At 47.8% G+C, this 19,937-nt stretch carries 23 protein-coding genes; 20 read left to right on the top strand and 3 right to left on the bottom strand.

The features are described from left to right. Positions 1-62 precede the first annotated feature (62 nt). Positions 63-533: a cytochrome c3 family protein gene (locus G451_RS0115175; RefSeq protein ID WP_027184932.1), complete on the bottom strand. Its 471-nt coding sequence runs from the start codon at positions 531-533 to the stop codon at positions 63-65. A 180-nt stretch (positions 534-713) separates the two neighbouring features. Further along, a complete protein-coding gene (locus G451_RS0115170; RefSeq protein ID WP_027184931.1) occupies positions 714-1,142 on the bottom strand; it encodes a CBS domain-containing protein in 429 nt (142 codons plus the stop codon). A gap of 239 nt (positions 1,143-1,381) precedes the next feature. Between G451_RS0115170 and G451_RS0115165 the strand changes: the two genes are divergently transcribed. The 19 genes from G451_RS0115165 to G451_RS0115075 all read left to right on the top strand — a co-directional run bounded on the left by G451_RS0115165 (position 1,382) and on the right by G451_RS0115075 (position 19,198). After that, complete coding sequence (locus G451_RS0115165) at positions 1,382-1,999, top strand: protein-L-isoaspartate(D-aspartate) O-methyltransferase (RefSeq protein WP_425387505.1); 618 nt, start codon at positions 1,382-1,384, stop codon at positions 1,997-1,999. A gap of 61 nt (positions 2,000-2,060) precedes the next feature. Then, positions 2,061-2,969 (top strand): P-loop NTPase, encoded by a 909-nt coding sequence (locus G451_RS0115160; RefSeq protein WP_027184929.1) that lies wholly within the window; start codon positions 2,061-2,063, stop codon positions 2,967-2,969. A gap of 75 nt (positions 2,970-3,044) precedes the next feature. Next, positions 3,045-3,590 (top strand): CDP-diacylglycerol--glycerol-3-phosphate 3-phosphatidyltransferase, encoded by a 546-nt coding sequence (pgsA, locus tag G451_RS0115155; RefSeq protein ID WP_027184928.1) that lies wholly within the window; start codon positions 3,045-3,047, stop codon positions 3,588-3,590. Positions 3,591-3,742: 152 nt separating this feature from the next. After that, positions 3,743-4,021 (top strand): hypothetical protein, encoded by a 279-nt coding sequence (locus G451_RS0115150; protein ID WP_027184927.1) that lies wholly within the window; start codon positions 3,743-3,745, stop codon positions 4,019-4,021. 4 nt (positions 4,022-4,025) lie between these two features. Next, positions 4,026-4,352 (top strand): FtsB family cell division protein, encoded by a 327-nt coding sequence (locus tag G451_RS0115145; protein WP_027184926.1) that lies wholly within the window; start codon positions 4,026-4,028, stop codon positions 4,350-4,352. Continuing rightward, positions 4,336-5,595: a tetratricopeptide repeat protein gene (locus G451_RS0115140; RefSeq protein ID WP_027184925.1), complete on the top strand. Its 1,260-nt coding sequence runs from the start codon at positions 4,336-4,338 to the stop codon at positions 5,593-5,595. The genes G451_RS0115145 and G451_RS0115140 overlap by 17 nt, the downstream gene beginning before the upstream one ends. A gap of 388 nt (positions 5,596-5,983) precedes the next feature. After that, positions 5,984-6,739 (top strand): hypothetical protein, encoded by a 756-nt coding sequence (locus G451_RS29690; protein WP_156921666.1) that lies wholly within the window; start codon positions 5,984-5,986, stop codon positions 6,737-6,739. Positions 6,740-6,944: 205 nt separating this feature from the next. Beyond that, the gene (gene fbp / locus G451_RS0115130) at positions 6,945-7,964 is read left to right on the top strand and encodes a class 1 fructose-bisphosphatase (RefSeq protein ID WP_027184924.1); all 1,020 of its coding nucleotides are present in this window, start codon (positions 6,945-6,947) and stop codon (positions 7,962-7,964) included. Next, positions 7,961-9,067, top strand: coding sequence for a tRNA (adenosine(37)-N6)-threonylcarbamoyltransferase complex transferase subunit TsaD (tsaD, locus tag G451_RS0115125; RefSeq protein ID WP_027184923.1), 1,107 nt, complete (start codon positions 7,961-7,963; stop codon positions 9,065-9,067). The genes fbp and tsaD overlap by 4 nt, the downstream gene beginning before the upstream one ends. A 284-nt stretch (positions 9,068-9,351) precedes the next feature. Next, entirely contained in the window at positions 9,352-9,672 is a 321-nt protein-coding gene (gene trxA, locus G451_RS0115120) for a thioredoxin (RefSeq protein ID WP_027184922.1), read from the top strand. Positions 9,673-9,677: 5 nt separating this feature from the next. Continuing rightward, positions 9,678-10,604: a thioredoxin-disulfide reductase gene (gene trxB, locus G451_RS0115115; RefSeq protein WP_027184921.1), complete on the top strand. Its 927-nt coding sequence runs from the start codon at positions 9,678-9,680 to the stop codon at positions 10,602-10,604. A gap of 209 nt (positions 10,605-10,813) precedes the next feature. Then, on the top strand, positions 10,814-11,548 hold the full coding sequence (locus tag G451_RS0115110) for an outer membrane protein assembly factor BamD (protein WP_027184920.1): 735 nt from the start codon (positions 10,814-10,816) through the stop codon (positions 11,546-11,548). Positions 11,549-11,682: 134 nt separating this feature from the next. Continuing rightward, positions 11,683-12,636, top strand: coding sequence for a hypothetical protein (locus G451_RS0115105; protein ID WP_027184919.1), 954 nt, complete (start codon positions 11,683-11,685; stop codon positions 12,634-12,636). Between the two features lie 42 nt (positions 12,637-12,678). Beyond that, positions 12,679-14,730, top strand: coding sequence for an elongation factor G (fusA, locus tag G451_RS0115100; RefSeq protein ID WP_027184918.1), 2,052 nt, complete (start codon positions 12,679-12,681; stop codon positions 14,728-14,730). Between the two features lie 18 nt (positions 14,731-14,748). Continuing rightward, on the top strand, positions 14,749-15,819 hold the full coding sequence (locus G451_RS0115095) for an acyltransferase family protein (protein ID WP_027184917.1): 1,071 nt from the start codon (positions 14,749-14,751) through the stop codon (positions 15,817-15,819). A gap of 71 nt (positions 15,820-15,890) precedes the next feature. Further along, positions 15,891-16,457 (top strand): 16S rRNA (guanine(966)-N(2))-methyltransferase RsmD, encoded by a 567-nt coding sequence (rsmD, locus tag G451_RS0115090; protein WP_027184916.1) that lies wholly within the window; start codon positions 15,891-15,893, stop codon positions 16,455-16,457. After that, a complete protein-coding gene (gene coaD, locus G451_RS0115085; RefSeq protein ID WP_027184915.1) occupies positions 16,436-16,948 on the top strand; it encodes a pantetheine-phosphate adenylyltransferase in 513 nt (170 codons plus the stop codon). Before rsmD ends, coaD begins: the two co-directional genes overlap by 22 nt. Then, positions 16,945-17,931, top strand: coding sequence for a tRNA (adenosine(37)-N6)-dimethylallyltransferase MiaA (gene miaA / locus G451_RS29685; RefSeq protein ID WP_051261542.1), 987 nt, complete (start codon positions 16,945-16,947; stop codon positions 17,929-17,931). The genes coaD and miaA overlap by 4 nt, the downstream gene beginning before the upstream one ends. A 106-nt stretch (positions 17,932-18,037) precedes the next feature. Continuing rightward, positions 18,038-19,198 carry an N-acetylmuramoyl-L-alanine amidase gene (locus tag G451_RS0115075; protein WP_027184914.1) on the top strand — a complete coding sequence of 387 codons (1,161 nt, stop codon included), beginning with the start codon at positions 18,038-18,040 and terminating at the stop codon, positions 19,196-19,198. Between the two features lie 59 nt (positions 19,199-19,257). Here G451_RS0115075 and G451_RS0115070 read toward each other — a convergent pair whose 3' ends face one another. Continuing rightward, entirely contained in the window at positions 19,258-19,449 is a 192-nt protein-coding gene (locus tag G451_RS0115070) for a twin-arginine translocase TatA/TatE family subunit (protein WP_027184913.1), read from the bottom strand. Positions 19,450-19,551: 102 nt separating this feature from the next. Here G451_RS0115070 and G451_RS0115065 point away from each other — a divergent pair, with 102 nt between their 5' ends. Further along, the gene (locus tag G451_RS0115065) at positions 19,552-19,932 is read left to right on the top strand and encodes a hypothetical protein (RefSeq protein WP_027184912.1); all 381 of its coding nucleotides are present in this window, start codon (positions 19,552-19,554) and stop codon (positions 19,930-19,932) included. Positions 19,933-19,937 lie beyond the last annotated feature (5 nt).

Raw genomic sequence — 19,937 nt, 5'->3', positions numbered from 1 at the left:
GATGTGACCGACAAAAAAGCCCTCGCCAATCGGCGAGGGCTTTTTTGTCGGCGAGAAACTTTTTAGCCTTCGCTCTTATGACAGATATTGTTGACACAGCTGGAAATCTGGAGCTGGTCTTTGCCTTCGGCCTTGAGCTTTTTGTTATAGGCTGTGTGGCAACCCAGGCAGCTGTATTCGGCATGTCTGTTATGGAAAGCTTGGAAATACGATTGCGTGTCGTGGCGATCGCCAAACGTATCGTGACAGCCTTCAGAGGCGCACGACATGATTTCGCTTTCACCATCCCACATGTGATGGCACGATGCACAGCTAACATCGCCATGGTCGCCATGAGAAAATTTCACAGCGGCAAATTTGGTTTTGTGCGTCTCTTCAGGTCGTTTGAAGGTCAGTTTCAAGGGAAAACACATCAGCGTATCGGGAACGATATTGTCGCTGAATTTGGGGGAGTCCTCGGTGATGCCCGCGGTCGCAAAGACAAGCGAAAGCAGCATGCCGAAAACTACCATGGAAACGATTTTAGAGCGCATCCATCCTCCTCCTTAAGGCTTCTCTGTCGACGCCCGGTTGATACGGGGTAACATTAGGGAAAATAAGTTGTGTGAGAGTTCCAAAAACATCCCAAGCCTGCAGAACCACCATGCAAAAGTGTAAATTTTCACAATCTGGAAGTCAATGAAAAAAAGGAAATTCTTCATATGCCAGGGGGGTTAACTGGGATCAAGAGCGTCCATGAGATTGATGGTGAGTTGCAAAAAGTCCGACTCCGTAACGATGCCAACAAGGATATTGTTTTCTACAACAGGGAGACAACCGTACTTATTTTCGAGCAACATTTGCGCTGCATCCCGGAGTGGATGATCGGCTGATACTGTAAGAACATCCGTCTTCATGATTTCCTTAATGGGAACACCGACATCCAGTTGGTGTTGAGTGGCGGTGTCTATCTCTGCGAAACTGGACACGGCCAATGCAAGCATGTCTCGATGTGTAATAAGCCCTCGGAACTCATTCGTTTGGGAAACAATAGGAACATGGCGAATACGGGCCAATTCCATCACTTGTTTGGCATCGTAAAGGCTGTCGTCTTCTTTGAGGGTAAATAAATCGGTCGCCATGATTTCACGCACTTTCAGCATGCACATCTCCTTACTTAAAGATAAGGTATTCTCCTTTGCACGCCAGGCGCTGTCAAGCAGGCCCATTCTTTTTCTCACGCACTCTTGCTGATTGTTGCTATGGGCTTTTGTTGACTTGTAGTGTAAAATCTGATTTTGACCAGGAAAATTCAGCCGCGCACGAGTTTATGAGAGCTTGGAGCGTGTTCGTTAAGGAGTCCAGACCGTTGCGAGTCGATCCAAAGCGCAGTCGAGAGCGCATGGTTCGGGAACAGATTGAAGCTCGGGGTGTACGTGACCCTGCTGTTCTGGCGGCCATGCGGGCCGCGCCACGACACGAGTTTGTGGAAGAGGCGCTTTGGCCGCAGGCATACGAAGATCATCCCGTTCCCATTGGACATGGGCAAACTATTTCTCAGCCGTATATTGTGGCTCTCATGTCTGAAACGTTGGAAGTAGATCCGGGAATGCGTATCCTTGAGATTGGGACGGGTTCCGGGTATCAGGCAGCCATTTTGGCTCTTATGGGAGCTGAAGTGTTTACTGTTGAACGTGTGCCACAGCTGTATGAAGCAGCAGCCAATCGTCTGCACCGGCTTGGTTTTGAAACGGTTCATGTCAAATTTGACGACGGCACTCTAGGGTGGCCCGAATATGCACCGTACGACAGAATCATTGTTACGGCTGGAGGTCCCAAAGTTCCTGTGCCTCTTGTCGAACAGTTAGCTGATCCGGGGTTGCTTATTATTCCTGTCGGTTCAACCAAACGAAGTCAACGGCTTGTCATTATCCGAAAGCAGGGCGGGCGCATCAGTAAGCGAGAGAAGGGGGGCGTTATGTTTGTAGACCTCATTGGCGCCCACGGTTGGCAAGGATAATTTTGTATATGCTGGAGATACATTCCTGTTTTATTTTGAAACTGATTCAAGGAGGAGCGTCATGACAAACTCTTCATGCGAGGGGTGTCAGACGACAACATGTAGTTCCGGGAAGAAACCTGGAGAAAAAAGTGATAAGCAGTCCATGCAGGACGCATTGATTTCTTCGACGCTTTCCAAAATTCGCTATAAACTTTTTGTCATGAGCGGCAAAGGTGGAGTGGGCAAGAGTTCCTTGGCCGTAAACCTTGCTGCAGCATTGGCACACAAAGGATTTCGCGTCGGCATCCTGGATGTGGATATCCATGGGCCGAGTGTCCCGAAGATGCTTGGCATCAAAGGGGCGCTGGAGTCGGATAGGGGAAGCCTTATTAAGCCGAAGCAATATGGTGAAAACCTGTTTGTCGTCTCCATGGAATCGCTGCTGAAAGACCCTGATCAAGCGGTACTATGGCGTGGTCCAATGAAGACATCGGCCATTCGCCAATTTATTGCCGATGTTGATTGGGGCGAACTTGATTTTCTCGTTATTGATTCTCCTCCGGGCACGGGGGATGAACACATGACGGTGCTCAAGACCATTCCTGACTCATTGTGTATTGTTGTCACCACACCGCAAGAAGTCTCGCTGCACGATGTTCGTAAAGCTATTAACTTCCTGCAGTATGCTCAGGCCAACATCCTTGGTTTGGTGGAAAACATGAGCGGACTGATTTGCCCGCATTGTCAGGCCGAAATCGAGCTGTTCAAGAAGGGTGGAGGCGAGGAACTCGCTAAAGTCTACGGCATTGAGTTTCTTGGTGCTGTCCCGCTTGATCCTGCAACCGTCGTTGCCGGAGATGTCGGCAAACCTGTCGTTGACTTGCCTGCTGACTCTCCTGCCAAACAGGCATTACTCTCGTTGGCGGATAATATCGCCGACGCTGCCGGCAATAGTTTTGAAGCTCACGCCACAATTAGCGGCGTGTAATGTTTCTTTTGCCCGATACACGTCAGCCGCAACCGAGGGAAACCTCGGTTGCGCCTTAGTAGCATTCGGATAGCCATGTTCAATATTGCCAACAACTTGACGCTGGCACGCATTGCCGCCGTTCCAATTATTGTCGTACTGCTTTATTATCCCAATAAAACAACAACGTTTTTGGCATTGATTTTTTTTATCATTGCCTCAATCACCGATATTTTCGACGGAATTATTGCGCGACGTTTTAATATCGTCACCAATTTCGGAAAATTCCTCGACCCTTTGGCAGACAAGCTTCTTATTAATTCCATTCTGATCATGTTAGTGTGGTTGGGTTGGGTTGAAGCGTGGATTGCTGTGGTCATTGTCGGTCGAGAAACCATGGTTACCGGGCTTCGAGCGATTGCCGCCGATGTCGGTGTTGTTATCGCCGCCGATAAGTACGGGAAAATGAAAACGATTATGCAGATGATATCGTTATGCCCACTTATTTTACACTACCCCCTGTTAGGGATTGATTTCGTCCCCTTGGGAACGGCACTTCTCTATATTGCTGTGGTTTTAACCATTTTTTCCGGTATAAATTATCTGCGTCGTTTTTTTAAAGATCTGCATCGTGCTGCATAAATTCAAGCGCAATCCTTGCCAATGATTTCACAGCCGTCTTGTCAAGGACGGCAAAAGTCATTGCGTTCAATGTCAGATACAGGTAAATAAAAAACGTATCTCGCTACGATAAATGACGCGAATCGCGCACGCCTTTTCGGAGAAAAGCCTACGTGGACGAAAAGAATACCATCAATCTTACGGCGCGCATCACAAGCTGCCTGCAAACTATCCTTGAACTTGAGCCTGACTTGGAACGGTTACGTTTAGGCTCAGCACTGATTAAAGAGTTCAAGGTGCTCAAGTCCTTTTTGACCAAACTTGATCAGATCAATTTGGATGAGGAGGACGTTTTACGCATCGAAACTGCGACTGAGAATTTTTTGCAGGAATTGCGGACGCCGCTGTCCCTTGTTCAGCCTGATCGCCATAAACCGCATACTCTTCAGTAACATCATGTTGTGGCGACGCGCTCTTCTGTTTACTTTGATCGGTTTGAACCTATTTTTGCTCTATGGTTTTTTCCTCGGTAACGATGGTCTCTTTACCTATCTCGAACTCAAAGAGCAGTATAGAGACCTCACAAGTATACTGGAAAAAACACACGGCAAATGTATTGATTTGAGTCAAGAGATTCGTTGGCTCAAATCAGATAGGGAATTCATCGAGAAAATGACGCGGAATAAGATGAACTACCTCAAGCAGAACGAAATTCTTTATATTTTTCCGCAATCGTCTGAAACTACGGAACAAGGAAGAGCTGGCCGTGATCTCGAAAGTTGAACTCTATCGTGAAGTTCTGGCCATTGAACCACATTCACGGGTTTTTTTCTCTTTGGCCAAAATTCTCACCGAGACCGACGCATTGGATGAAGCAATTCAGGTTCTCAAACAGGGGGTCACATTTCATCCGGACCACCTTGAAGCAAAACTTCTTCTCGTCGAATTGCTCTCCAGGCAAGGAAGAGAGGAAGAAGCTTCTGAAAATTTTGCTTTGGTTGCCCGAGTATTATCGCAATATCCTTCCATATGGCAACTTTGGGCGAAGAAAACCGCCGCACAATCCAAAGACTCCTCGCTTGCTATGGCGTTTTTGGCGTCATATTTCCAAGGTCAGGATTTTACCTGGTCCGAGATCCTTGAAAAGGGGTTGGCGTCAATCTTATCGGAAAGCACACAAGATCTTACCACATCGCAATCGTCTTCTTCCATGCCTGTGAATACTGAGTCGGAAGGAGAAGAAGAACCTTCCAATGAACCAGAGGAAACCAGCTATGAGCTGGAAACGATGCCATTGGAAGAAGCATTGCATGACGATATGTCGCTGGTCGAGGCGGAAGAGGCTGACGTTTCGGAAATGTCTTTTTCGGACTCGGAAGAGACAATACTCGACGATGTTTCTTTAGCGGATGATGAGGAGGAAGAAGGGCCTGTCGATGTGAATGTTGCTCCCGTTCCTCACCAGCCTTCGGCAGCTCCTGAATCCTTGCCTTTACGTGGGATGGATGAGGTCTTGCGTTTGACTGGGGGTGGGGGGACAACTCTGGAGCCAGCAGATCCTCAGACGGCTATGACGACTGATGACGATGTCGAAGAAGACGAAGACGCTCATGATGAGGACGAGCCCGATCTTGAAGCCGATCCATCGGCTGGGCATGGCATTCGTACTCTGACCATGGCCGACCTTCTTGCCAAGCACGGAGATTTGACAGGGGCTATTGATATTTACCAAGAATTACTTGAGAAAATGCCCCATGGTAAAGCGCACGATGCATTACTTGTCAAACTTGACGATTTACGACGCCGGGCGGGACTTGCCGCTTCATTTGATGTCCTGGCAGAACAACAGGCAACCTTATCCGCTCAAAACGAAGAAGAGCCCCTCATGCAGCCCGAAGAAGACGCGTTTGCTCTTGAAGAAGAACCCCAAACGGAAGAAGTTGAACAGCCTGCTTCTCCAAAGCCAAAGCTGCTTGGTGTTCTTGAATCGCTTGCAGACCGGTTGGAAGCTCGAAGCGAGGCATGAAGCGTTGAGTTTTCGAATTGTGCTGGGGGTTGAAAAGGACGTTTCTGTTCGTATTGACCGCTAAGACAAGGGGCTGTGTGCCCCTTTTCTTTTGGGTGTGTACTTTATGCGTACAGGGATAGCTTGTTCATCATCTTGAATTTGTTGATATTTGTTCTTTATAGCCAAATAAGGATATGATAACGTCCATACAGCGACATCGCGTGAATTGTTTTCTTGTGTCGCGTGGTCCTGCACCATCGAGACAGGGCTCGATAGGAGACATGAACCGCTGTCCTGCTATAACCACTCACTTCCATTTTGAAAGCATGAGGAAAGAACATTGAAACGCTTTTATCTCTTGTTCGCCTGCATCGTGACTCTTCTCGTCTTTTCTGGATGCTCGACAATGAAATCCACATGGAAAGACACGAAGAAACTGTACAAAGAATACATCGATGTCGATCCGACGATTGACTACAAAGACCCTGGCGTAGAAGACAAGGGACTTTTGAAGCTTGCCAATCTTTTTGGTCCCGTTGATCAACGACTTGATCTTATGCTGCGTGGGCTTTCAGGACAGGATAAACTGCCTGAACCGGCATGGTGCCAAGAGTTTCTTGAGCGTTACCCTTGGTTGTCCGGTATTGCTATCATTGGCACATCGGGTGAAGTTATTTTTCAGACAGCTTCCTATTCACTCAAGCCGTTTGACTATGCAGGATTCTCAGAGTTTGAGGAACGCTTTAAAGAACGGAATCTGGCTGCGCTGGTAGCCAGTGACGAAGTGAGCACGGAATTGTTTGTCGGTATGCCGTATTTTGAAAATAATACGTGGAGCGGAACGGTTGTCGCGTATTTTGACGTACGAAATTTGGCTACGTTTTCTCCCGACCCGTCTCAATTATTTATCATTTATCCGGATGGGGTGCTTTGGGCTGGAGACAACGAGACTGTAGCTCAAGCTATCGTCGATTCGAAATGGGAACAACGTCTTGATGAAGACGTGCAAGGTGCTATTGGCATCAATGGCGTTCCGTATGTGTGGGCAGCTAAATTCATCGGTCAATTGGAGATCGTATATCTTGTTCCGGCGGATAAACCGCTTGATACCGCGGACTCTGAAACCGATGCGGCTCCTGAAGAGCAAACTGAAGAACAGTGATTATCGTTTTTACGGTCGGTATGGCGGAACTGATGTGTTTCGCTCTACCGGCCGTATCATTTCTTTTTCCATTCTTCTTTCCCTGAAGCGGATGCGAATAGAATAGATGTGACAATTACTGGAAACCTCTCTTTCCGGCATCAATTCTTATTCTCATTTTTTTATTCACATGGTATAAAACAGGAAAATAACCGGGAGGATGCGCATGCCGCAAATTACCGTCACGGAACATCTTCTGTTACATCAAAAAGAGTCGCCCATGGCGACTGGTAAATTTACCAGACTTCTCAATGAGCTGATTCTTTCAGCCAAAATTATTACTCGAGAAGTCAACAAGGCTGGATTGGTTGATGTGCTGGGGTTCACCGGCGAAATCAATGTGCAAGGCGAGCAGGTTCGTAAGCTTGATGAATATGCCAACTCTATCCTGATTCACCGTATGGAACGGGCAGGAGTGCTGTGCGCTATGGCTTCCGAAGAGAATGCCGACCTTATCGATATTCCCCCAACTTTTCCCAAAGGAAATTATATTCTCATTGTTGATCCGTTGGATGGATCCTCTAATATTGATGTTAATATTAATGTTGGTACCATCTTTTCCATTTACAGACGGCCTGATGATAACGACCATTCCTGCGCCGATTTAAGCGATGTTTTGCGCAAAGGAAGTGAGCAGGTTGCTGCCGGGTATTTTCTGTATGGGACATCGACCATGATGGTGTACACGACAGGAAAGGGCGTACATGGATTCACCCTGGACCCGGGTGTTGGTGAATTTTTACTGTCTCACCCTGATATTATGACACCTCCACGAGGGAATGTATATTCGGTCAACGAATCCTATTGGAATTATTGGGATGAGCCGACCCAGCAAGCTATTATGGCGATGAAAACACCACAACCGCACCGTCGTAAACCGTGCTCTGCGCGTTATGTCGGGTCGCTTGTCGCAGATTTTCACCGAAATCTTCTCACCGGTGGCGTTTTTTTCTATCCGAAAGATTCACTTGATCCGAAAAAGCCACATGGAAAGTTGCGATATTTGTGTGAAGCAGCTCCATTAGCCTTCATTTGTGAACAAGCCGGTGGCATGGCAACTGATGGTGAAAAACGCATTTTGGATATCGAACCACAAACCTTACATGAGCGTGTCCCGCTTTTTATTGGTTCCCGAGATGATATGCTCGACACCATGCACATCCTCAACCCAGAGGCGACAGATTGATTGTTCTTGGTTTCGAGTCTTCTTGCGATGAGACGGCCTGTGCGCTCGTTGAGGACGGCCGCCTCATCGCAGAGCATATCGCGTCACAGGCTGACCTCCATAGTTTGTTTGGTGGAGTTGTTCCCGAACTTGCTTCACGGGAACATCTTCGACTTATTCATCGTCTGCACCAACGTGTTTTGGATGATGCCGAGATAAGCCCTCAGGATATTGATGTGGTGGCTGCCGCTCGCGGTCCAGGACTTCTCGGAAGCTTATTGGTTGGACTTTCATACGCCAAAGGAGTTGCTTTAGCATGTGATGTCCCTTTGATAGGCATCAATCATCTCCAGGCGCATCTGCTTGTAGCTGAACTTGAGCAGCCCGTGACCTATCCGGCTTTGGGAGTTCTCGTTTCCGGAGGACATACTCAAACCGTACTTATGGAATCGGCTTTACAGTACCACGTGCTTGGAAAAACGTTGGATGATGCTGCCGGAGAGGCGTTTGACAAAGCAGCGAAAGCGCTTAACCTTCCATATCCGGGAGGGCGTCTCATCGATATCCTCGGACAAAACGTGCCGCCTGATAGAAGTTTATTTCCACGTCCCTATATTGATAACGACAATCTCGACTTCAGTTTCAGTGGATTGAAAACGGCTGTATCGACTTTTATAGACCAGCACCCCCACCTTCGATTGAAGTCTATGCCGGCATCGCCAGACGCCACCATGTTGGAATCGTTTCCGCATGAGCTCAAAGTGGTCTGCTCTTCGTTAATGTGGAGCATCGCCGATGCCTTGCGCATTAAAGTTGAACGTGCACTCAAGCGGACCCCGGAAGTACAGAGCATCATTGTCGCCGGTGGTGTCGCCGCCAATAGTCGTATTCGGCAGACCATGGGCGAATTGGCCCGTGAACATAACCTTGCTTTTCATGTGCCGAGACCGGCTTTTTGTATGGATAATGCCGCCATGATCGCCTATGCGGGATGGAAATGGCATGCCGCTGGATATCAGCATGCGTTAAATATTGACGCAATAGCTCGGGGAGGCAAGATTCCTGACGATATGATTCGGGTGAACACCGACACCGAAAAATGTCTTGCTGAACATTTTGCATGACCTTGTCGACTTTTTTACTTTTTTGATTACAATAGGGGAGTCTTTCCCAAATTGAACGTGCCGTACGCTTTGCTCACTGGAATGCAAACAAATTATTCTTTGCTTAACAGCAAGGAAGTATTGTAAGGGAACAAACTTGATGGGCGAATTTTCCAGGGACGCAAATACGGCGGTCTCCTGAAGAGATGACGCCTTGTGGCGAGGGTACCATACGGCGTACTGTTGAGGGAGCAGCCTACATGCTGCATATTTTGATTGAAGAAAACCTGATAAGGAGAGAAGTCATGGCCATTCAACTTACTGACTCCACTTTTGAAAGCGAAGTCCTCAAATGCGATATACCCGTTCTGGTCGACTTCTGGGCCCCCTGGTGTGGTCCGTGTCGTGCTATGGGACCAGTCATCGACGAGTTGACACAAGAATATACTGGGCAAGTCAAAATCGGCAAAATGAACGTCGATGAAAATCCCAGCACCCCGAGCAAATACGGTATTCGTGCTATTCCGACGATTATTTTGTTCAAGAATGGTGAAGTTGTTGAACAAATCACCGGAGCCGTTTCCAAAAGCAGCATTAAGGAAATGATCAGCCAAAAGGCGCTCTAGTCATCATGAATAGGTATGACGCCATCGTCATTGGGGGCGGCCCGGCCGGAATAACGGCCGCCCTTTATCTTTTGCGGTTTCAAGTGAAAGTTGCTGTCGTGGAGAAACTTGCTCCAGGAGGGCAAGTCCTTCGAACGCATCTTGTAGAAAACTATCCGGGGTTTCCCCAGCCGGTTGAAGGGTGGAAACTTGCTGATATTTTTGCCGAACATCTTAAGCCGTACCACTATGACACGTACAACGACGAAGTAAGTCGTATTGAAGTCGGCAAAGAGATGCACCGCCTCAAGATTGGCGATACGTGGGTGGAAGCAAGGACGATTATTGTTTGTACGGGAGCTGTGTATAAAGAACTCGGACTCCCTGGAGAAAAAGAGCTGTCGGGCAAAGGTGTATCCTATTGCGCCACGTGTGATGGGAATTTCTTTCGTGATCAGGTGGTTGCGGTTATTGGGGGTGGCAACACCGCGCTCGAAGAATCATTATACTTGGCTCGTCTCGTCAAAAAACTCTACCTCCTTCACCGGCGCGATGACTTCCGGGGACACAAGTGTTTTCAAAATCGATGTGAGGTAAATCCTGTCATCACTATTCGCCGAAGTACATTGGCCAAACGTATTTTGGGAGATGATAAAGTGACCGGCATTGAGATCGAAAACATCAAAACAGGTGAAAAAGAGCATCTGAGTGTCGACGGTGTTTTCGTTTTTGTCGGATACGATCCTCATGGAGATTTTTATCCTCCTGAAATACAGCTTGATGAACGTGGATTTATTATCACGGATGCTGAGATGCGTACTTCAGTCCCTGGGATTTTTGCTGCCGGAGACATCAGGTCAAAATTGTGTCGGCAGATTACGACAGCCGTGGGGGATGGCGCTACCGCTGCGAATGCAGCGCACGCCTATATGGAAGAAAAGGGGTTTATTTGATCGCTGTCAAACGACCGTGTCCAGGGCCACCCTCGGTGGTCCTTTTTTTTGGGGAGAAAAACAGCAGCATTTTCTATATATATAAACAGTCTGCTTGATTGGTTGTCTTTTCCTTGCTGTTTTTTGGTTTGTATGCTCAGCCTCAATCTGGTATCAGTTTCGACCGATGCGAGACTGTTTTTTACGAATATCTAACCCACTTGGACACCATGAATCTGTCAGTCATCCGTCTTATTGCGATATTCCTTCTGGTGACTCAACTCAATGGGTGCGGTTTTATTGATTATTTCTTTCTGCCGCCTCCCGAGGACACAGCCCAGGAATTGTACGAAGCTGGCCGGGACGCTATGAGTGAAAAGAAATACAGCAACGCCATCGAGTATTTCACCAAACTCAAAGATCGTTATCCTTTTAGTCCGTACACAACGCCAGCTCTCATTGCGTTGGGTGATGCGCTGTTCTTGGAAGAGGACTATGCGACAGCATCCGATGTGTATATGGAGTTTGAATCGCTACATCCACGTGATGAAGAAATTCCCTATGTTCTGTTTCAGATTGGGATGTCAAACTTCAAGCGTGCTGAATCCATTGATATGCCGCCAGATAATCTCCAAACGGCACTGCAGTATTTCTACTTGCTGGAAGAAACCTTCCCGCAAACCGAATACGGAAAGCTCGCCGGAGAGTACATCCTGAAATGCCGCAAACGAATGGCAGAGCATGAGCTGTTTGTCGCTGATTTTTATTGGCGTACGGATAATTACGGTCCTGCCTGGCGTCGTTATATGTATGTGGCCGACAACTTCAAAGACGTTCCTGAAGTCGTTGAATACTCCAAAGAACGGGCAGCCTTGTCATATCTCGAATACCAGAAGACGCTCACAGAAGATGAACGTCGAGAAATTGAGGGCGATTGGCGACAATGGCTGAAGGAGTGGCTCTAAGCCATCACAAGAACAAAACCGGCAGGCGGCTCGGATACATCTTACTTTGGTGCACGCATTGTTCGTGTCTATTGCGTGTTTCCTAAAGTGGAGGTCTGAGAGGCCTGTCGGATCTGAATACGAGCTTCCCAAATATGGTTGATCCCATAACACGCCTTGAGACGTTCTTATCTGGCCATTCGGTCATGGGAGAATCTGCTTGGCTCGAACAGCGGATTCTTTCTGAAGACGTTTTTGCTGTCAGTTATGATACGGTAGACGATATTGGCCGTGCACGGTTAAAGACCTGCATGGCTGGCCTGTTTGACGCGTACCCCCCAACACCTACTCCTGAAATTTGCATCGCAAAAACTTCCCCGAGCGGGCAGGGTACGTATTGTATCGAAAAGCCGCATGATGTGTGTGTGGTTGCCTTCAATGATCGTTTTCAATCTCCTGCTCGACTTTTAGCATGTCTGATTCCTGCCGTTACTGCCAGAATACCGCTTGTTCTTGTTGTCGGTATCGGAATGGAATATGCCAATTGGCCTCCGGCGCTAGTCGTCGCCATGGAGCTAGCCGGTATTGAGGCTGTGCTTTCCCTGGAGCAGGAAATGTGGGCAACGTTTCTTACTCATGTTGCTGGAGTCAGTGATGTGTGCATCATCACACCACAACATTCTTTTTTTGAAAGTCATGACTTGGCTTCTGCGTGTCGTTCTCTTCCGACATGGCAACCGACAATGCATCCAGGAGTGGGGATCATTGCGGAAGAACAACAAGTTGATGAAGAGACCCTGCGTTTTTGCCATGCTGGCGAAAGTATTCAACAGCTTCACGCAGAAATGTTTGGCCGAGCTTCAGGTTCCAGCTGTACGCAAAATGTATATGAAGACCTTCCTGGCCTTTTGGCAATAGCTTCGGAATATGATCCTACTTCATTCATGCATGCCTCATCACTTGTTGTGCAATCCGGACGAGAAAGCGATTTTATTTGGCCGGAATTGTCGTCATCTTTTTTTCGTTCCACGCGTCGATGCTTTCTTGCCAAGAGTATGGCTACACTTGCCATGCCGACGATGAAAACGTATTCAATCTCACCTGAATAGTTTTCCCGTTCCCACGTCTCAATTACCGGAGGCCCGAACCCCATGGCTACGAAAAAAGGACAAAGCCAGAACGCCTTGTCCATGATTCGCAATATCGGCATCATTGCGCATATCGATGCAGGAAAGACAACGCTTTCCGAACGTATCCTGTACTACAGTAAGCGTATCCATCGTATGGGAGAGGTCCACGAAGGAACGGCCACAATGGACTTTATGCCAGAAGAGCAAGAGCGTGGGATTACCATCGCTTCGGCTTGTACGGCATGTATTTGGGGCGACCATCGTATCAATATTATAGATACACCGGGCCATGTCGATTTCACGATAGAAGTCGAACGCGCTTTGCGGGTGCTGGATGGCGCTGTCGGCGTCTTTTGTGCAGTTTCCGGCGTCGAACCGCAATCCGAGACTGTCTGGCGGCAATCGCAAAAATACGGAGTCCCGAAACTCGCGTTTATTAACAAAATGGACCGTCTTGGGGCAGACTTTGAAAAAGCTGTTGCGGCGTTACGTGACAGACTGCATGCCAATCCGCTTGCCTTGCAGATTCCTGTCGGTCAGGGGCAAGATTTTGAAGGTATTATTGATCTTGTACATATGAAACGTTTGCGTTTCGATGCGGAGGATATGGGAGAAACTTATTCTCTTCACGATCTTGACGAAAATGAAGCTGCTTTGGCTCAACCCTGGCGTGATGCCTTGCTGGAAGCCATTGCCGAAAGTGATGACAGCTTGCTTGAGTTGTACGTTGCAGGAGAAGACATTTCGACAGCAACGATACAGTCGACAATTCGAGGGCTGACATTGTCGAATACCGTTGTTCCGGTTTTATGCGGTTCTGCACTGAAAAACATTGGCGTTCAACCCGTACTCGACGCCGTATGTGCCTATCTGCCCAGTCCTGCTGATAGAGAACATGTGACGGGGATTGATCCTAAAACACATGAAGAAATTACGATTCCTATCAGTGCAAAGGAGCCGCTGACCGCACTTGCCTTTAAAGTCACTTTGGAAACCGGACGCAAGTTGGTTCTTATGCGTATTTATTCCGGGAAACTCGAAGCTGGACAGGATGTTTACAACGTCACCCAAGAAAAAGTGGAGCGAGTTGCTCGATTGTTTCACCTGCACGCTGATCATAAAGAAAAACTCGATGTCGCGTATGCCGGTGACATCATTGCAGCAGCCGGAATGCGCTTTGCGAAAACCGGAGATACTCTGACTTATGTTGATCGGCCTGTCGTACTTGAAACGATTTCTGGCTATAAGCCAGTGATATCTCTCGCTATTGAGCCGCGGAATACGGATGAAGCCAACAAACTCTTGGCGGCGATGGAAAAGTATTTGCTTGAAGACCCGACGCTGACATTGGTGAACGACGAGGAAACTGGACAAATTGTTCTCTCAGGAATGGGAGAACTCCACCTTGAAGTGGTGCTGGACAGATTACGGCGTGAATATAAACTGGAACCACGCGCCGGAAATCCTCAAGTTGTCTATCAGGAAACAATACTCACTACAGGTCGTGGAAAGGGACTCTTTCACAGAGAGTTGGGCGAACAGTTGCACCATGGGCATGTGGTCGTGGAAGTGTCTCCACTGCCTCGAGATGGTGGGCAAGATATTGTTTTTGAAGTCGATATTGATCTTTGGCCGCCTAAATGGATTGATGCCGTGTCCGATGGTATTGATGATGCCTTGCAAAGTGGTCCCATTAAAGGATTTCCTGTTCAGGATGTTCGTGTTCGTGTTGTGGAGCTTGAGCGCCTTGAAGGGCAATCAACGGAAGTGGGGTTTCGTATGGCCGCGCACCTTGCCGTGAAAGACGGGCTTCAAAACGCAGGATTGCGCCTTATGGAACCCTTGATGGATGTGGAGATTTCTGTTCCCGAAGAGTTCGTTGGAGAAATTATCGGGCTACTCGGGACAAAGGGAGCCAAAATCGAAAATATGTTCGATCGTGGCGGAATCAAAATAGTGAAATCATTGACACCTTTACGCAGTCTCTTTGGGTTTTCCACGCAAATGCGTTCTGCAACCCAAGGACGAGCTGGTATGGTCATGAAGTTTTCTCGCTTTGATGTGTTGGACTGATACGTATTTGGACTATGCATGAGTACTCGTCGTCGTATTGATAGAGTGACGTCGCATCGTATCGACGTGCTCAAAATCGCTCTTGTCTTCTTCGTCATTATGATTCACGCGGAAAAGGGGCTTATCGTCTATGTGAAAGACTATCCGCCTGCAGTCTGGTTCACCGCGTCAATTTGGGGACATCATCTTTGCCGTGTGGCTGTTCCCTTATTTTTTATTATTTCCTCATATCTTTTCTTTTCGACGTGGACATTTACCAGGGATTCATATGTCAAGACAGTGATAAAAAAGACGAAAACCGTTCTTTTTCCCTATCTCTTGTTTAACACGCTCCTTGTTTTGAGCATTATGGCGTTTGGAAAAATTCCATATATTGGGAACCAGGCGTATTTGACAGATCGAGGGATTTGGGATCTTTTCCTCGGGATTCATGGGAAACCGATCAATTACACTTTATGGTTCTTGCGAGACCTGTATATCTTTTTTCTCGCCGCCCCTCTGTTTTTAGGCTTCTTTCGTGTGACCAAAGTATGGGGCATTATCCTTGTATTCATTTTTTGGACACAGCACCCAGCTCCTTATTTGACGCTTGATGCTTCAGGCGTATTTTTCTTTTATTGCGGGTGTGTTCTGGCCAAAAAAGACGTGGATCTCGATGGGCTTTCACAATATGGCACGTGGATTGTCGTAGGGTATATTCTGATGCTTAGTCTCGGTGTATGGCTAGAGGCAGACAGCATATCTCCCGAGTGGTATTATCCTCAACATTGTCTGGAACTCATTAGTGGAGTGGGGGCTTTGTGGGCGCTTTCTCGCTTGCCTTGGGTGTGCAATAATGCCATTTTGCTGCGGGCCGCTCCGTTTTCATTTTTTGTATATTTAATTCATGAGCCCATTTTGTCGCTTTTTATATATTATAGTCGCTTTATTTTTCTTCCATTCAATCCGCTTACGGACATTGTGTATTATTTTGGAATCAGTATCATAACTTTCTGTACAGCTCTCGGGACGGGGCGGCTTTTGGCACGCTACAGCCCAAACACATACGCACTGTTGACAGGACTCAGGCGTCCTTCGACACAGGCATAATCGATCCAATAACCAACTGAAGGCCCGAGTTTGAGGCCTGCTCTTGCTACTGCCAGTCGTCAGGAGAACACATGCGAATCATCAGCGGTCGTTTCAAAGGCCGACAACTGAAAACACTCGATATTGCCGGCGTACGACCGGCTATGGCTCGGGTTCGTGAGTCGATTTTTTCCATGCTCATTGCTCGTGGCCTGTGTTTTGAGGATAGTCTTGTCCTTGATCTTTTTGCGGGGACAGGGTCACTTGCTTTCGAGGCCGTGAGCCGTGGAGCAAAAAGTGCGACGGTTGTGGAACGCAATAAACGTCTTGCCGGACTGTTACGGGACAATGCCCGTACACTTGGCTTGCCCCCGCGCGAATTTTCCGTTGTTTGTGGTGATGTCACCACATTTGTTGATCGATGTCAGAACGGTTTTGACTTGATTTTCATTGATCCACCCTATGGCCGTGATGACTTACCCGGTGTTCTTGATCTGTGCGCAAAGCGAGGTTGTATTGCACCGAATGGAATCGTTGTCGCTGAGGTGGAACGAAATGTAAGAGTAGGCAGTTTCGAAGTTCCTGCCGGGCTCGAGTTAGAAACCGACCGTGAATACGGTCAAACAAGGATTCTCTTATGGCAAAACACGGTTGCGTAGCCGTCTATCCTGGATCATTTGATCCTTTGACGAATGGACACGTCAGTTTGGTGAAACGCGCCTTGAATATTTATGATTCCGTTATCGTCTCTGTAGCAAGAAATTCCCAAAAAAAACCGCTTTTTACTGTTCAAGAACGTGTTGAAATGGCAGCAGAAGTTTTTGCGGATGAGCCGGCGGTTATGGTTGAATCGTTTGAGGGGCTTTTAGTGGACTATGTCAAACGTCGGAAAACGAACGTTATCCTTCGTGGGCTTCGTGCTGTTTCTGACTTTGAATATGAGTTCCAGATGGCACTCATGAACAGAAAGCTTGAACGTACGGTTGAAACCGTTTTTCTTATGACGGATTTTCGTTGGCTTTACATTAGTTCTACCATCATTAAAGAAGCTGCCAGGCTGGGCGGGGATGTCACAGAACTTGTGCCTGCTCTTGTTGTGGAGCGTCTTCAAGAAAAATACGGGGTTGTCCCTTTGCCCAAAACATCATGACTTCTGGATCTATCCTTGTACTCGTCGGTGCTACGGGGACAGGAAAAACCGCGGCTTCACTCGCTTTGGCTGAAGACTTTCAGGGAGCTGTCGTCAATCTCGATTCTCGTCAGATTTATCGTGATCTTCCTCTTGTTACGGCTCAACCGAGCCCGCAAGAACAGGCCGTATGCCCGCATTTCCTGTATGGTCACATGGAGCTGGAAAGTAAAGTAACGGCTGGAATTTTTGTTGAAGAAGCCCGACGAGCCGTGGAATCGGTTTTTTCCATGGGACGGACCCCCATCCTTGTCGGTGGTACAGGGATGTATCTGCGTGCTCTGTTGAATGGGTTGGCACCGATTCCCCCAATTGGAACGGCGGCAAAAGAGCGTGTGATTGATTTATGGGAACATGCACGCTCCTTAATGCCGGAGACCCCAGGGCGAGTGCTTCATGAAAAACTTCATGAAATTGACCCTGCATTTGCCAACCGTATTCATTTTAATGATAAACAGAGATTGAGCCGTGCGTTTGAAGTGTTTTTTGAAACCGGTAAACCTCTCACCGAATGGCATCAACAGACCGCCCCGGAAGGACCACGCCTGAATGCCTTGATATTAGGTATCGATACAGATCTTGTTGAACTCAAGCCTCGCTTGGCAAGACGCATTGATCTGATGCTTGAAGCTGGAGCGTTGGATGAAATGCAACGAGCACTTCTCAAAGCAGGACGACGTGATGTGCCGGCTTTTACGGGAATTGGATGCCCTGAGCTTCTTGCATATTTGGATGGGGATATCGATTTGGACGAAGCCAAGCGGCGTTGGCTAAAAAATACCCGTGCTTATGCGAAACGCCAACTGACATGGTTCCGTATTCAAGAACATATCGATTGGTTTCCAAAAGACGATGTGGATGGATTGCGCCTTTGTGCTCGGGAGTGGATGTGTTCAGCTCAAGAAAAAAGATTATTCCATCCTCTGCAACCACTTGCAAAATAATAGCTTACAGCCATCTCTTGTCATCGCGTGCAACTGATGAGACAAGAACGATAGTACGAGGAACGTGCTCCTGTATGGTGTTGTTTCATGCGACCAGGAATCCAATATGATGAATTTGCGTCGTCGTCATCTTCTCGCCGTGTTGGCCACTGCTTTAGGAAGTGGGGTGATTTCGCCACGTCTTCTTTTTGCCGTCACAGGGAATATTCTTGGTTTCCAGTCTTCAAAAGAAGACAAAAAAAAGCACGATGCCAATGCCAAAAATATTGCGACTTTAAAGCAAGCTGTTGCTCAAAATCAGCGTGATTTTCGTGCATGGTCTTTATTAGGTCAAGCATATGTGGCTGCAGGTGATACGACACAAGCTCTCGTTGCATATCGGCAGGCACTTCGTCTCAATCCCAATGATGCTCGCGTGCGCATGATGGCGGAAATGCTGTCATTATATTCCGATGGGCAAAATACGACAACAGCGCCTGCTATCTCTACATTACAGCGCCAAGCTGAAGCCGAACGTCAAGCTGCGAAAGAGCGTTTGACGTCAAGAAGGTCTGATCAGCAAGCACGTCGGTATCGGATTGTTGTCGATCCTGGCCATGGTGGACCTGATACCGGGTGTGTTGGGAAGAAAGGGCTTCAGGAAAAGGATGTTTGCTTGGATATTGCGTTGCGTGTGGCGCGCGCGTTGTCTTCCACAACGTTTGATGTGTTCCTTACCCGTACAGCCGATTTCCACCTGACATTTTTCCAGCGTGCGCTTTTAGCCAGTTTGTACCAGGCGGACGTGTTTGTTTCTATTCATGCGTCGGCGATAGCAAATCCTCAGGGGCGTGGACTGTGGGCATTTTCCTACGACACGGCAGGACGCACGGAGATGGATCGCCAGACGGCAAAACAAGAAAACAAATCGTGGAAGTACGATCTTGGAAAGAAAATGGCGAAGCCGACATCATTGTCCGATATCGAGTCGTTTCTTCAGGCGCCTTTGACATGCCTGAGTGGCCGAATCGGAATGGGAACGACAACATTGAAAGAATCGTTTTTTGCTCATGTACCTCAAGGTTTACCTTTTGATGAGCAGGGGAGAGGAGCCGGTCCCTTTCAGATGTTGAAACCACTCCCGATGACGGCATTAGTCTTGGAGTGCGGTTTTGTCGGAAACAACAGCGATGAGCAAATTTTAATGAGAGCTGATAAACGTAACGCTGTGGCTGAAGGGGTTGCCGCAGGAATTGTTGGCGCGCTGACTGGAAAGAGGAAGAGCTAATCGTGGCGCCGCCTCCCTACGAGGGGATCTCGTAAGGAGGCGAATTCAACGATTTGGAATTAGCTGTCTTTGTTTTCGGCGTTATCCTTTTTGGGTGTAACATCAATTTCTTCGGGCTCATTGGTCGCCTTTTTGAAATTTTTAATGGCACGGCCCATGCCTTGCCCAATTTCGGGAAGCTTGTTGGCGCCGAAGATAATGAGCACAATAACTAAAATGACGATTAATTCAGGAAACCCGATTCCACCTATCATAGCGTTCCTCCAGTGCATGACTTGTTGCAGGCTATACACGCCTGCCAACTCATGGTCAAGAATAGGTCCCTTCGCTAAGAAATGCCACAGGGAGGAAGTATGACGGCTGAGTTCTTGCGAATGCCTGGAACAAACTGCATACACTATGCGAAAGGGCGTTGCCTGTTGACCGAACATCAAAATCCTGGCTTAGACCAGGAAATCCGTTGTCGAGAGTTACGTCGACTCGGGAAAGAATTTGATGATTTTCTTGTACATGCCGAACACTTCGATATAGGTGAAGATGTTGCAACACGCATTTTACAAGAGCGCATGCAAAAAAGTCTGCAACGACAAACTCATTGTCAGGCTTACCACCCCGGTGATACTGACAGCCTTCTTGGTTGCGCCCACGCGTTGGGCGACTTATGCGCCCAATCCCTGCCGCGTTGTCCGGGTCGTTGCCCGGCTTTTTCGGCCAAACCCGAAAACGATATCTGAATAGA

It is taken from the genome of Desulfovibrio inopinatus DSM 10711 (assembly GCF_000429305.1).
Classification (GTDB): domain Bacteria; phylum Desulfobacterota; class Desulfovibrionia; order Desulfovibrionales; family Desulfovibrionaceae; genus Alteridesulfovibrio; species Alteridesulfovibrio inopinatus.
The sequence above is the reverse complement of the archived record's forward strand: the minus strand, read 5'-3'. Positions and strand labels throughout refer to the sequence as shown.

Coding starts and splice junctions, on each gene's coding strand:
- G451_RS0115160 (WP_027184929.1), top strand. CDS start 2,061: ATGACAAACTCTTCATGCGAGGGGTGTCAGACGACAACATGTAGTTCC.
- G451_RS0115145 (WP_027184926.1), top strand. CDS start 4,026: ATGTTGTGGCGACGCGCTCTTCTGTTTACTTTGATCGGTTTGAACCTA.
- G451_RS29690 (WP_156921666.1), top strand. CDS start 5,984: ATGAAATCCACATGGAAAGACACGAAGAAACTGTACAAAGAATACATC.
- G451_RS0115095 (WP_027184917.1), top strand. CDS start 14,749: ATGAGTACTCGTCGTCGTATTGATAGAGTGACGTCGCATCGTATCGAC.
- G451_RS0115165 (WP_425387505.1), top strand. CDS start 1,382: ATGGTTCGGGAACAGATTGAAGCTCGGGGTGTACGTGACCCTGCTGTT.
- fusA (WP_027184918.1), top strand. CDS start 12,679: ATGGCTACGAAAAAAGGACAAAGCCAGAACGCCTTGTCCATGATTCGC.
- fbp (WP_027184924.1), top strand. CDS start 6,945: ATGCCGCAAATTACCGTCACGGAACATCTTCTGTTACATCAAAAAGAG.
- G451_RS0115175 (WP_027184932.1), bottom strand. CDS start 533: ATGCGCTCTAAAATCGTTTCCATGGTAGTTTTCGGCATGCTGCTTTCG.
- G451_RS0115075 (WP_027184914.1), top strand. CDS start 18,038: ATGATGAATTTGCGTCGTCGTCATCTTCTCGCCGTGTTGGCCACTGCT.
- G451_RS0115065 (WP_027184912.1), top strand. CDS start 19,552: ATGACGGCTGAGTTCTTGCGAATGCCTGGAACAAACTGCATACACTAT.
- rsmD (WP_027184916.1), top strand. CDS start 15,891: ATGCGAATCATCAGCGGTCGTTTCAAAGGCCGACAACTGAAAACACTC.
- miaA (WP_051261542.1), top strand. CDS start 16,945: ATGACTTCTGGATCTATCCTTGTACTCGTCGGTGCTACGGGGACAGGA.
- G451_RS0115170 (WP_027184931.1), bottom strand. CDS start 1,142: ATGCTGAAAGTGCGTGAAATCATGGCGACCGATTTATTTACCCTCAAA.
- trxA (WP_027184922.1), top strand. CDS start 9,352: ATGGCCATTCAACTTACTGACTCCACTTTTGAAAGCGAAGTCCTCAAA.
- G451_RS0115110 (WP_027184920.1), top strand. CDS start 10,814: ATGAATCTGTCAGTCATCCGTCTTATTGCGATATTCCTTCTGGTGACT.
- pgsA (WP_027184928.1), top strand. CDS start 3,045: ATGTTCAATATTGCCAACAACTTGACGCTGGCACGCATTGCCGCCGTT.
- G451_RS0115105 (WP_027184919.1), top strand. CDS start 11,683: ATGGTTGATCCCATAACACGCCTTGAGACGTTCTTATCTGGCCATTCG.
- coaD (WP_027184915.1), top strand. CDS start 16,436: ATGGCAAAACACGGTTGCGTAGCCGTCTATCCTGGATCATTTGATCCT.
- trxB (WP_027184921.1), top strand. CDS start 9,678: ATGAATAGGTATGACGCCATCGTCATTGGGGGCGGCCCGGCCGGAATA.